General features: G+C 46.2%; 13 protein-coding genes and 1 other annotated feature (1 of these 14 running past the window's edge). Of the genes, 11 read left to right on the forward strand and 2 right to left on the reverse strand.

Features of this window, described 5'->3' with window-relative positions:
* Window positions 1-44 (forward strand) — a binding site (T-box leader); it begins 302 nt to the left of the window's first position.
* 215 nt (window positions 45-259) lie between these two features.
* Window positions 260-1,816: a 2-isopropylmalate synthase gene (locus tag DC345_RS02855; RefSeq protein WP_079695244.1), complete on the forward strand. Its 1,557-nt coding sequence runs from the start codon at window positions 260-262 to the stop codon at window positions 1,814-1,816.
* 566 nt (window positions 1,817-2,382) lie between these two features.
* Here DC345_RS02855 and abc-f read toward each other — a convergent pair.
* Window positions 2,383-4,341, reverse strand: a complete 1,959-nt coding sequence (abc-f, locus tag DC345_RS02860) for a ribosomal protection-like ABC-F family protein (protein ID WP_113051826.1) — start codon at window positions 4,339-4,341, stop codon at window positions 2,383-2,385.
* A gap of 278 nt (window positions 4,342-4,619) precedes the next feature.
* On the opposite strand from abc-f, the gene DC345_RS02865 reads away from it, so the two are divergent.
* The 10 genes from DC345_RS02865 to DC345_RS02905 all read left to right on the forward strand — a co-directional run bounded on the left by DC345_RS02865 (window position 4,620) and on the right by DC345_RS02905 (window position 11,657).
* Window positions 4,620-5,258 carry a 5-formyltetrahydrofolate cyclo-ligase gene (locus DC345_RS02865; protein ID WP_113051827.1) on the forward strand — a complete coding sequence of 213 codons (639 nt, stop codon included), beginning with the start codon at window positions 4,620-4,622 and terminating at the stop codon, window positions 5,256-5,258.
* A gap of 15 nt (window positions 5,259-5,273) precedes the next feature.
* On the forward strand, window positions 5,274-5,777 hold the full coding sequence (gene moaC / locus DC345_RS02870) for a cyclic pyranopterin monophosphate synthase MoaC (RefSeq protein WP_309304310.1): 504 nt from the start codon (window positions 5,274-5,276) through the stop codon (window positions 5,775-5,777).
* Window positions 5,778-5,814: 37 nt separating this feature from the next.
* Window positions 5,815-6,300, forward strand: coding sequence for a MogA/MoaB family molybdenum cofactor biosynthesis protein (locus tag DC345_RS02875; protein ID WP_024630749.1), 486 nt, complete (start codon window positions 5,815-5,817; stop codon window positions 6,298-6,300).
* Window positions 6,301-6,501: 201 nt separating this feature from the next.
* Entirely contained in the window at window positions 6,502-6,750 is a 249-nt protein-coding gene (locus tag DC345_RS02880; RefSeq protein WP_064640077.1) for a twin-arginine translocase TatA/TatE family subunit, read from the forward strand.
* A gap of 78 nt (window positions 6,751-6,828) precedes the next feature.
* Entirely contained in the window at window positions 6,829-7,611 is a 783-nt protein-coding gene (tatC, locus tag DC345_RS02885; protein ID WP_063564478.1) for a twin-arginine translocase subunit TatC, read from the forward strand.
* 154 nt (window positions 7,612-7,765) lie between these two features.
* Entirely contained in the window at window positions 7,766-7,912 is a 147-nt protein-coding gene (locus tag DC345_RS31605; RefSeq protein ID WP_181586456.1) for a hypothetical protein, read from the forward strand.
* 154 nt (window positions 7,913-8,066) lie between these two features.
* Window positions 8,067-8,348: a co-chaperone GroES gene (gene groES, locus DC345_RS02890; protein ID WP_024630746.1), complete on the forward strand. Its 282-nt coding sequence runs from the start codon at window positions 8,067-8,069 to the stop codon at window positions 8,346-8,348.
* A 73-nt stretch (window positions 8,349-8,421) separates the two neighbouring features.
* Window positions 8,422-10,053 carry a chaperonin GroEL gene (groL, locus tag DC345_RS02895; protein WP_113051828.1) on the forward strand — a complete coding sequence of 544 codons (1,632 nt, stop codon included), beginning with the start codon at window positions 8,422-8,424 and terminating at the stop codon, window positions 10,051-10,053.
* 116 nt (window positions 10,054-10,169) lie between these two features.
* Complete coding sequence (locus tag DC345_RS02900) at window positions 10,170-10,406, forward strand: hypothetical protein (RefSeq protein ID WP_113051829.1); 237 nt, start codon at window positions 10,170-10,172, stop codon at window positions 10,404-10,406.
* A 207-nt stretch (window positions 10,407-10,613) separates the two neighbouring features.
* Window positions 10,614-11,657 carry a flavin-containing monooxygenase gene (locus DC345_RS02905; RefSeq protein WP_181586457.1) on the forward strand — a complete coding sequence of 348 codons (1,044 nt, stop codon included), beginning with the start codon at window positions 10,614-10,616 and terminating at the stop codon, window positions 11,655-11,657.
* A 120-nt stretch (window positions 11,658-11,777) separates the two neighbouring features.
* Here the strand turns inward: DC345_RS02905 and DC345_RS02910 are convergent, their stop codons facing one another.
* Entirely contained in the window at window positions 11,778-12,377 is a 600-nt protein-coding gene (locus tag DC345_RS02910) for a hypothetical protein (protein ID WP_181586458.1), read from the reverse strand.
* Window positions 12,378-12,532 lie beyond the last annotated feature (155 nt).

Consider the following 12,532-nt stretch of genomic DNA (forward strand, 5'->3'; position numbering starts at 1 on the left):
GCAAGAGTGGTACCGCGGAGGGATAATAACCCGCCGTCTCTTAGATGAGATGGCGGGTTATTTGTGTTTGCTGCCGGCAGCAGGGTGGGCGATGGGAATCGATAATCATGGTTAAGAAAAAGAAATAAGTCCGGCGTGCAAGTCGACGTGCACTTCGGCATGGAATGCAAAATCAATAAACATAGAAAACGGGAAGTGAACGCCGCGTTCCGATCCCCAAAATCCAATATACATTCAAATTTGATGGAGGTTGATGATGATGACAACGAACAATAACAAACGCATGATTGAGATTTTTGATACAACACTGCGCGATGGAGAACAAGCACCGGGAGCCAGTCTGCAGCCTGAGCAAAAAATTGAACTGGCACATCAGTTGGCTTCTCTGGGCATTGACGTCATCGAGCCTGGATTCCCGATCTCAAGCCCAGGTGAGTTCGCGGCGGTTCAGGCGATTTCCAGACAACTGCAAAACGTGGAGATTTGCGGATTTGCGCGTGCGGTCAAAGGAGATATTGATGCCGCCGTGCGAGCAACAGCTGACGCAGCGCGCCGCCGTATTCACCTGTTTATCTCCTCTTCGGACATCCATATTGAGCATCAACTGCGTCGTCCGCGTAGTGAAGTCGTGGCTACTGCTCGGGAGATGGTCTCCTATGCACGTCAGTTCACGGATATTGTGGAGTTCACCGCCATGGATGCGGCACGTACGAAGATGGATGATCTGATTGAAATGGTTGAGGTAGCCATTGAAGCGGGAGCAAGTATTATCAATTTGCCAGATACGGTCGGGTACGCACTGCCGCATGAATATGGAGAGATGTTCCGTCAGGTACGTGAGGGTGCAAGAGGTGGAGATAAGGTTCGTTACAGCGCACACTGTCATAACGATTTGGGGCTTGCAGTTGCCAACAGTCTGGCCGCGATTGCCAACGGTGCTTCCCAGATCGAAGTAACCATCAATGGTGTGGGAGAACGGACGGGCAACTGTGCCCTGGAGGAACTGATTATGGCTCTGGAGACACGGGGAGATGTAATTGGTGCAACGACAAATATCAAACTGAACCAGATGTATGAGACTTCCCGTCAGATTAGCCGTGCGATGCATTTCCCAATTGCCTACAACAAACCGGTGGTAGGGCGTAATGCCTTCCAGCATGAGTCTGGTATTCATCAGGATGGTCTGCTCAAGAATCGGAGTACGTATGAGATTATGGACCCGGAAGCGCTGGGCATTCCACGCAGCATGATTATTCTGGGCAAACACTCCGGGCGTCACGCTTTGAAAGATCGGGTTCGCAAATATGGCTTTGAACCGGATGAGCAGCAAATGGAACAACTGTATGAGATATTTAAAGAAACTGCCGATCAACAGAAAGTGGTCAGTGATGACCAGTTATTGCAGATGGTGAGCCAGACCATGAATATTCCTGCACAGGATTATGAACTGGTTGAATTGCAGGTTACGGCGGGAAGCATGACGGATCGAATGGCAGCGGTTCGTATTCGCACGAGCGCAGGGGAGCAATCCTATTCTGCGGTTGGCGGTGGTCCGGTAGATGCGACGATTCGTGCGATTGGTCAAAGTATCTCGGACGACATTACGTTTGTCGATATGGAGATGCACGCACTGAGCGGCGGAGAGGCTGCGAGTGCAGAAGCTGCGGTTACCGTAGAACGTGCAGGACGTGAATTCAGAGGAACTGCCACACACAATGATATTGTCATGGCAGCCGGTCTGGCTTATGTAGCAGCATGCAATGCGGCCGGACTGAAGGCGGAGTCTTCTGAAAGTGATGAATCAGTGCACGCGTAATATTACTTCCGCATATCACACCACATAACGTTGTACTTTGTAATCAAAAACAAACCAGAGCAGACCTTGAAATACAGAGGTCTGCTTTTGTCCTTTTATAGGAGTTAAAATGTGAGAGTTAGGATAGGTTTGTCAAGATGTGATTATAGTTATCCACATATTCAGGATAATTTGTGGGTAACTCCAGCAAACCCAAACCAGTAATGTTTTCGAAAATAAAAGTCTTTAGGGGATAGAAGTTCCCTCTTATATCCACAAAGTTGTGGATAACGTGGATAACTTGGTGGATAAATATGGTTTTTGTGCAGAAAAAGCTATTCTACCGCCGTATAATTAAGTTGATTAAGTTGCTTGCTATATTGCTTTCTTGTGGATAAAGTAGAGGGCGAGAAACCGAAAAATAATTTTCATGATTCGATTGAATTTGACAATTATGAAAACACCCTTGTCAAAAACTCTGCGGATATTATCAACAAAAAAAGCTGATTCCGTCAAGGAATCAGCTTTTAAAATTGTTAAATGTTCCACGCCGCAGGGCAGCAGAAAATGCACTGGAGTGGTCCGGTTTATTCCAAAGCTAATTCTTCCCACTCTTCATAAGCCTTGGCGAGTTGAAGCTTGTGATCCTCCGCTTTTTCCTGGAGTTCTTGCAGCTTCATGTAGTCCTGATAAATTTCAGGCAGGGCCATCTGAGCCTCAAGCTCCGTAATCTCCGTTTCCAGCTTCGCAATTTGTTGTTCCAGAGCTTCCTGCTTGCGCTGGCGATTACGCTCTTCGCGCTTGGCCTGTTTGTCCGCTTCGAATGAAGCGGCTCCGGATTTTTCGGTTGCGGATAGGGCTGGATCAGATTTGGCCGAGTTTTTGGAAGAGGCAAGGCGTGCTTCAGCCGCTTCGCGAGCGATATCTTCAAGCTCCTGTTTCTTCTCCACATAGTCATCATAATTGCCCAGGTAATGTTCTGTTCCACCCGGATGCAGTTCAACAATGCGCTCAGCCATTTTATTGAGGAAATACCGGTCATGCGAGATGAACAGCAATGTGCCTTCATAGTCCATCAGTGCCGCTTCAAGTACTTCTTTGGCGAACAGATCGAGATGGTTCGTAGGTTCGTCCAGAATGAGCATATTGGCTTCCTTGAGCATGAGCTTGGAGAGGGAGACACGTGCTTTTTCTCCACCGCTGAGCGATGAGATTTTTTTGAGTACATCATCTCCACTGAACAGGAAGTTGCCCAGCACCGTACGAATCCGTGCTTCCTCCATGCCTGGATAGGCGCTCCACAGCTCTTCCAAAACCGTATTGGAAGGATTAAGCCCGGTCTGTTCCTGATCGTAATAGCCAATCTGCACCTTGGTACCCCATTGGATCTCACCGCTTACAGGACGCAAACTTCCGGTGAGGCATTTCAGCAATGTGGATTTACCTATACCGTTTGGACCGATCAAAGCAACCGTTTCCCCGCGTCTTAGATCAAAAGACACATTGCGGAACAACGGAGAAGCCTCATCGTAGGCAACGGAAAGCTGATCCACACGGAGCACTTCCTTGCCGGACATGACAGCCGTTTCAAAAGAGAAATGAGCTTTCTTCAGATCTCCCATCGGTTTGTCGAGCCGTTCCATTTTATCGAGAGCCTTGCGGCGGCTCTGTGCTCGTTTGGTCGTTGAAGCTCGCACGATATTTTTCTGAACGAAGTCCTCCATTTTGGAGATTTCATCCTGTTGTTTCTCGTATTGCTTCATCTGGCTTTCGTACTCGGCAGCTTTCAGTTCCATGTACCGGCTGTAATTGCCCGTATATTTTTTGGAGCGGTGTCTTTCGATCTCCACGATGGTTGTTACAAGCCGGTCAAGGAAATACCGGTCATGGGATACAACCAGCAGGGCGCCGGAATAACCTCTGAGGTAATCTTCCAGCCACGTGAGGGTGGCGATGTCGAGATAGTTGGTAGGCTCGTCCAGCATAAGTAGGTCAGGTGCTTGAAGCAAAATGCGAGCAAGTGCAAGACGTGTCTTTTGCCCGCCGCTCAGTGTGGCAATCTGGGTATCTGGTGAAAATTCACCGAAGCCCATCCCGTGCAGTACACTGCGAATACGGGTCTCCATCTCATAACCGCCATGATCCTTGAACCAGTCTGAGCGTTTGGCATAACGTTCAAGCAGATCTGCGTATTTTTTTTCATCTTCCATCTGCGCGGGGTCGGCAATATCCTGTTCCATCTGACGCAAATCCGCTTCAGCCTGAGTCAGATGGGCGAATACGTTCATCATTTCTTCCCATATGGAGCGATCGGATTGCAGTCCGCTGTTCTGGGCGAGGTAACCAAGCGTTGTTTCCTTGGATTTGAAAATCTGCCCTCCATCGTAGGACATTTCCCCAGCTACGATTTTGAGCAAAGTGGATTTTCCTGCGCCGTTAACACCAACGAGGCCAATGCGCTCGCGTTCTAATATTTGTAAGTTCACGCCGTCCAGGATTGGATCGACACCAAAACGTTTGATAATTCCGGATACTTGCAGCAGCATAAAATTAAGTTCCTCCATAGGTCCAGTTCTTGATATGACAACTATATCCCAGTTTACATGAAATACAGAGCAAATGCACCGATTAGGAGTGCCTGGGGCGTGTAGTCTTTTTGGTCAATCAATGATAAACTGAAAGAAGGCATGTTAATACATGAGGATTTTGCAGAAAATGAATCATTTTAACGATTCCAACACGATGACAACTGGTGCATAACATATAAATGGTTTTAATTGAGAGCTAGTTTACCTTCCCGATCAACAGGAGGTTATTCAAGGACATGCAGGATCATACGGAACAGAAAATCCGTCTTCGTTCCAAGCTGAGACAGAGCCGGGATCTGATGGATGAAAGCATGCGTCAGCAGGCGATGACTGAGATCAATGATGTGACGAAGCGGGAGCTGGAGCGCCTTAGACGGGACAAATGGAAGCTGGGGAACAAGCGGCTTATGATTTTCAGCTATTTGTCTTATGGAAGCGAAGCATCTACGGCTTTTTTATTTGAAGAAGGCTGGGAGCATGGAGATCGGATGCTCGCACCGAAAGTGCTGACAAATCCGGCTCGCATGGAGTTGCGGCGTGTCATGGGTGAGCAGGATATTCAGCCGGGAATATGGGGGATACCTGAACCCAAGGAGTCCTGTGAAGTGCTGCAACCTGATCACTGGCCGGATATTGATCTTGTCATCGTACCGGGGCTGGGCTATGACCTTCAAGGAGGACGCATTGGTTATGGCGGCGGTTATTATGATCGCTTTGCCGAGACACTTGCAGCGCAATGTGCGATGACGGACAAAAGACCACGGATGGCTGCATTGGTATTGCCAGGCCAGCTTCAGGATGAAATTCCGATGGACCCGCTTGATCTGCGGATGGATCTGTTGATAACAACCGAAGGTATATTACATATCGAATAAAGGGTTGTGATGTGATTGAATTCAGAAACGAATAGCGACCAGGCTTCCGGCAGTAAACTGACTCATTTTAATGAACAGGGACGAGCCCGGATGGTTGACATCTCGGGTAAGGAAAGTACCGTTCGTACAGCTGTTGCGGTATCCAAAGTGACGATGAATCCGGCTACGCTTGAAGCGATTCGGGAGGGCCGCATCGGCAAAGGTGACGTTCTGGCTGTGGCCCAAATTGCGGGTATTCAGGGCGCCAAGAAAACATCGGACTGGATTCCGATGTGCCATCCATTGGCATTAACGGGTGTGGATATCCGTTTTCATGATAATGGTGTGGATGAATTGCAGATTGAAGTTACGGTCAAAACCGAAGGAAAGACAGGTGTCGAGATGGAGGCGCTCACGGCGGCGTCGGCAGCGGCACTGACGATCTATGACATGTGTAAAGCCATGCAAAAAGATATGATTATCGGTCCAACCATGCTTAATTCCAAAAGTGGTGGCAAAAACGGCGATTTCAGCCGATAAGGGACATTTATTTTCATAGAGGAGAAGGGTGATCTTTATGGTGTGGAGAACAGCAATCCTGACAGCCAGCGACAAAGGGGCCCGCGGGGAACGTGAGGATACGAGTGCCCAAGTGATCCGGGAACTTGTGGAAGAAGAACTGGGTGGGGAAATCGTGGAGTACCGCATCGTTCCGGATGAACCCGATGAGATTATTGCGGCTTTGATTGAAATGACAGATTATTTTCACGCTGATTTGGTATTGACCACTGGAGGTACGGAGCTTGCAATTCGTGATATTACTCCAGAAGCGACAAGGCGGGTTATTGAACGGGAAGTTCCAGGCATGGCGGAAGCCATGAGATACAGTGTCATGGGCAAGAATCGTTCTGCCATGCTGTTCCGCGGCGTATGCGGCATTCGCGGACGTACATTGATTGTCAACCTGCCAGGTACACCGAAGGGTGTGCACGAGCATTTGGCGGCCATTATGGACCAGCTTCCGGAAGCGCTGCTGATGGTTACGGGTCAGTTCAAACAATAAGTGTGAAACATATAGTGGTGGATGTGAAATCAAGCAGGGAAAATGATTGGATGTCGAGGTCTCTTTTGTGAATAATATGGGTTATGTAAGTGGTTACATCTATGGTATGATTGACATAATTCAAAATGAAGCAAAGACATCCATGAGCCTAAGGCCAAGCGTGTGCATCTTTGAAGCTTGAAACGAGGAGGAATAATATCCATGTTTAGTTCCATTGGACCAACAGGTTTTATTTTGCTGGCCGTTATCGCGTTGCTTTTGTTTGGACCCAACAAGCTTCCGGAATTGGGGCGGGCAGTCGGCCGCACTTTCCGTGAATTCAAAGAAGGCGCACGTGAGATTATTTCGGATGATGATTCATCCAGTCGCAAGGAGCAGGAAAAGGCGAAGCCGCTGGCATCTGAGACTGCATCTGCAGACAAGCCTGAGGATAAACGCCTGCCGGAATAACTTTGACGGCAATGAAAGAGAAATCCCTTCCTGCCGGAAGGGTTTTGTATTTTAAGCTGGCAACAATGGGGGGCAGGCATGACGCAGCAGAAGGAAGAAATGACGCTTACAGAACATTTGAGTGAGCTGCGCAAGCGGTTGATTTATGTGTTGAGTATTTTTATTTTGGGGCTGGTGGCAGGGTTTCTGGTGGCGGATCCGGTGTATCAATATCTGACGAAGGCAGAGACCGCTCAGGGGTTTGTGCTGCATGCATTCTCGTTCTGGGACGGGATTGGCATCTACATGAAGATTGCCGGACTGTTCTCGCTGGTCATTACGCTGCCGTTTACGGTGTTTCAGCTCTGGAAGTTTGTCAGTCCAGGTCTGCGCCCACGTGAGCGGAAAGCCACGCTGAAGTATGTACCTTATGTATTTCTGTTATTTCTGATCGGGTTAGCTTTCTCGTACTACGTTGTTTTCCCGATGGCACTTTCTTTTACTTCATCGATTACGGAAAAAATGGGGCTTGTCGAAACCTACGGAATGAAGCAGTATTTCAGTTTTTTGTTTGGCATTGTACTGCCGGTATCCCTGTTGTTCGAACTTCCGTTAATCATTATGTTCCTGACAGGACTGCGGATATTGAATCCCATCCGGCTTCGCAAAATGCGCAGAGTCGCTTATTTTGTCCTGATTTTCATTGCGGTTGTGGTCACACCACCTGACTTTATTTCCGATTTTCTTGTGATGATTCCCTTGTTACTGTTATATGAGATTAGTGTGTTTCTGTCTGGCTTTGTGTATCGCAAACAGCTTGCAGCTGATGCAGAGGCTGAATCCCGTTACATCCGTGCCGAGGATAAGCAGAGCGCAGTATAACAAGAAAGGTATCATAGGATTTTTGTAACTGTGATAATTTGTATGGTGCCCGTCCCGGGAAAAGGCGACCAGTCCATACCCGGGATATGAAGGGCCACAACTTTTACAGCTTAAATTCTGACGAACGGGACAAGCAGGCATATTATGTTCAACAATGGATACAATGGAAAAGGGCTGCCTGAGAATGGTGCAGGAAGACTTACGGATTCTGTGGAATAAGTTAATAAGGTATTACGGCATTACGGCATTTACGCAGGCCAATCGGGAGTTTTTTGGCTGGGTTGGTGTAAATACAACGTAAAATCTCGCAGGAATTCATGAAAAGGACTTGAAATCATGCTTCAAGTTGAAGTATCATAAAGTTGGTTGTTAGCACTGAACACTGTCGAGTGCTAATACATATGGCTACAACCTACAATGTAACGTTATATAATTTCAAAAGGAGGCTATTTTTCATGATCAGACCTTTAGGTGAACGCGTATTGGTAGAACCACTGGAGCAAGAGCAAACAACTTCTTTCGGGATCGTACTGCCGGACTCCGCTAAAGAAAAACCGCAAGAGGGTAAAATTATTGCTGTTGGCGCTGGAGTATTGAAAGACGGAGTACGTGTAGCTCTGGAAGTGAAAGAAGGAGATCGCGTTATTTTCTCCAAATATGCCGGTACAGAAATCAAGTTCGAAGGTAAAGAATATTTGATTATGAAAGAAAGCGATATTCACGCGATTCTCGACTAATTCAAATTTAATCGGTTAACCGAACCATATAGCAACACCATTTTACACAATATACTAGGGAGGTTTTCTTACCATGGCTAAAGACATTAAATTCAGTGAAGACGCTCGTCGTTCCATGCTTCGTGGTGTGGACGCATTGGCTAATGCAGTTAAAGTAACACTCGGTCCTAAAGGCCGTAACGTGGTTCTGGAGAAAAAATTCGGAAGCCCGCTCATCACGAATGACGGTGTAACGATTGCTAAAGAAATCGAACTGGAAGATGCATTCGAGAACATGGGTGCACAACTGGTTAAAGAAGTAGCAACCAAAACAAATGATGTTGCCGGTGACGGTACAACAACTGCAACTGTATTGGCTCAAGCGCTGATCACAGAAGGTTTGAAAAACGTAACTGCAGGCGCTAGCCCAATCGGTATCCGTAAAGGGATCGACAAGGCGGTTAAAGCTGCTGTAGCTGAACTGCAATCCATCTCCAAACCAGTTGAAACCCAACAATCCATCGCACAAGTTGCAGCGATCTCTGCAGCTGACGAAGAAGTAGGCGAACTGATCGCTGAAGCTATGGAAAAAGTGGGTAAAGACGGCGTTATTACAGTTGAAGAATCCCGTGGATTCGCTACAGAGTTGGAAGTGGTTGAAGGTATGCAATTCGACCGTGGTTACATCTCTCCATACATGATCACGGATACGGACAAAATGGAAGCTGTTTTGGACAACCCGTACATCCTGATCACAGACAAAAAAATCTCCAACACGCAAGAAATCCTGCCATTGCTTGAAAAAATCGTTCAACAAGGTAAACCGCTTGTATTGATCGCTGAAGATATCGAAGGCGAAGCACTGGCGATGCTGGTTGTGAACAAATTGCGTGGAACATTCAACGCTGTAGCTGTTAAAGCTCCTGGCTTTGGTGACCGTCGTAAAGCAATGCTGCAAGATATCGCTGCCCTCACTGGTGGCCAATTGATCACGGAAGAACTGGGTCTGGACCTGAAATCCGCTGTTGTGGAACAACTGGGTACAGCTCGTCAAATCCGTGTAACAAAAGAAAACACAATCATCGTTGACGGTGCTGGTAACAAATCCGATATCGATGCACGTGTAAGCCAAATCCGTACACAACTGGAAGAAACAACTTCCGAGTTCGACAAAGAGAAACTGCAAGAGCGTCTGGCTAAATTGTCCGGCGGCGTAGCAGTAATCAAAGTTGGTGCGGCTACTGAAACAGAATTGAAAGAACGCAAACTGCGCATCGAAGATGCCCTGAACGCAACTCGCGCTGCGGTTGAAGAAGGTATCGTATCCGGTGGTGGTACAGCGCTCATGAACGTATATAATGCCGTTGCAGGCGTAGCACTGTCCGGTGACGAGCAAACAGGCGTAAACATCGTCCTGCGCGCTCTGGAAGCTCCAATTCGTACAATCGCAGCTAACGCTGGCGAAGAAGGTTCCGTAATCGTGGAACGTCTGAAAAAAGAACAAACTGGCGTAGGCTTCAACGCTGCGACTGGCGAGTGGGTTAACATGATCGAAGCGGGTATCGTTGACCCTGCGAAAGTAACACGTTATGCATTGCAAAACGCTGCTTCCGTAGCAGCAATGTTCCTGACTACTGAAGCGGTTATCGCTGACAAACCAGAACCTGCAGGCGCTGCTGGCGTTCCTGACATGGGCGGTATGGGTGGAATGGGCGGCATGATGTAATAAAAGGTCTAAAAACCTTTTAATGCCGATAGATGAAAGGCTCCCGAAAGGGAGCCTTTTTTTATTAATTAGATAGGGTGCTTTGGATTTATGTTTTAACTGAGGGAGGAAATCATTTGAGAAAGAGTACAAAGTGGACATTGTGGATTCTAGGCTTGATGCTCGCTGCAATTTTCATCAACTTCTATATGAATCTATATAGCTTCGCTTATGCGCTGATTACCGTGCTTTTACTCGTATTTATGGGGTGGGGATTCTTAGCCAAGCTAAAGAACGACGTTCGTCAGCATGAAGATCACCATAGAAGAGAGCATCAATCTGCTATCAATGACATCGATCAATACAACAGGTAATAAAGGAATAGTATAGAAGATGCGTTACAGGCAAATTAGAATGAACTGATTAAAGGCTCCCTTGAGGGAGTCTTTTTTAATGTTGATGTTTTTGAAAAAAAAGTAGTGATGTTCTCTTCTATTGCTAAATAGATAGTTGTTAAGTAAAATAAACATATGAACAAGTGCTCATATATTTATACATAAGCGATATTGGAGATGATACATATGTATGATGTATTGGTTATCGGAGCTGGGCAAGCAGGCTTGGCAGCAGGTTACTATCTTCAGAGGTCGGGGTTAACCTTCTTAATCGTTGACAATGTCTCATCTGTCGGGGAATCTTGGCGTAAACGGTACGATTCCTTGCGTCTTTTTACCCCACGAATGTATGACGGATTACCCGGAATGTCTCTTATTGGAAATGAAAACAGCCTGCCAAGCAAAGATGAAATTGCAGATTATCTTGAAAGTTACGCCAAACAAATGCATCTTCCTATAAGATTAAACTGTTTAATCACTCGTCTCTCGAAGCAAGATGAGGTGTACTATGCTGAAACTAATGATGGAATAATTGAAGCGCGCAATATTATCGTTGCCACAGGACCTTTCCAAACCAAGAATGTTCCTCATTTTGCGAAATCATTATCCGAGAATGTAATTCAGCTTCATTCATCAGAATATAAAAATATCTCTCAATTGCTTCCTGGAACAACAGTAGTCGTAGGCGGAGGGAATTCAGGTGCCCAAATCGCAGTAGAGTTGGCATCAGATGATAAACAAACCGTATACATATCCATAGCTAGAAATATAACCTTTAGGCCGTTGCATATCATGAAACGAAGTATATTCTGGTATTTCGAAAAGCTCGGAGTATTACGTTCAGGTGCAGATCGCATGGTCGGAAAATGGTTACGAAATCAGCCTGAGTACGTATATGGCTACGAGTTAAAAGAGTTAATCACTAAAGGGAAAGTTAACAAGCGTCCACGTGCTATAAATGCAAAAGATAACCGCATCCTATATGAGGATGGGAGTGAGGCGCCAATACACAATATTATCTGGGCGACTGGGTTTAAGCGAAATGATGGTTGGATTGATATCGCTACTGCTTTTGATTCCCGAGGCGAAATTTTACACGAGGCAGGAGTATCACCGGTTGTTGGACTATACTTTGTAGGGCTGCCTTGGCAAACATCACGAGGTTCAGCACTGTTGGGATGGGTTAAATACGATGCTCAGAAGATCGTTAATCATGTGATTCAAAGGTAAGACACATCATTGAGTATCTCTCGCATTATGGAGGTGTTCATTATTACTGAACGATCTAAACAGTACATATCACATGTTAGGCCGTTCCTTCATGGAGCGGCCTCTTTACACATTGGGGTCTTATTTCGCAACAGTTATTTCAAAAGTAGAGTGTTCATGGTCCTGTACGCTGAAGCGATATTCAAATCCATTTCGAACCGTCGCTCCATCAAATTCACTCTGGCTTACATTGCGATCCAATATACCGATATCCTGAATCACGTTTTGCGCATCATTATATGTGTACTCATTATTGGTTGTCAGAATAAGTGCAGCGATAGCCGTCAAAAAGATTCCACCCGTTGGTTCGCTGACGTCACCAGTCCCGTACAACCTGACTTCCTGCACTTTTTGATCCAAATTTAATGTACCAACCAATCGTAATTCATCATTGAATACATACTCAAAAGTGCCGGTTCCCTGCTCGGAAGAGTTTTTCATATTCAAGCGGGTAATACTCAACCCATTCAGTCGGTATTTGCCCACGGCGGCATTAAACTTGTTTTTGAATTCCTCTGTTGTAGCAGTGACAGATTCTTGTTTTTCCGTCTGATCTGTCCTGGATGATTGCGGAGGATTTGAAGGTAAAGCCAGCATACCATACATGCCTATCGAAGCAATTGCAAAACATGCGGCTGTTAGCGCTAGGTACCTTATCGGTATCCGGTTTTGTTTCCTCATGGATAAGACCATCAAAACAATAAATACGAAGAAAGCCATAAAGCCTAGGATAAATAGGATTGTAAATAGATACTGCAAATTCTCACCTCGTAATGAATCGTTATTTCGTACTTTCATTATAATGTTCCTTCGTGAAACTTTAAACTTGCACTTGT

It is taken from the genome of Paenibacillus taichungensis, from assembly GCF_003287275.1.
GTDB lineage: Bacteria > Bacillota > Bacilli > Paenibacillales > Paenibacillaceae > Paenibacillus > Paenibacillus taichungensis_A.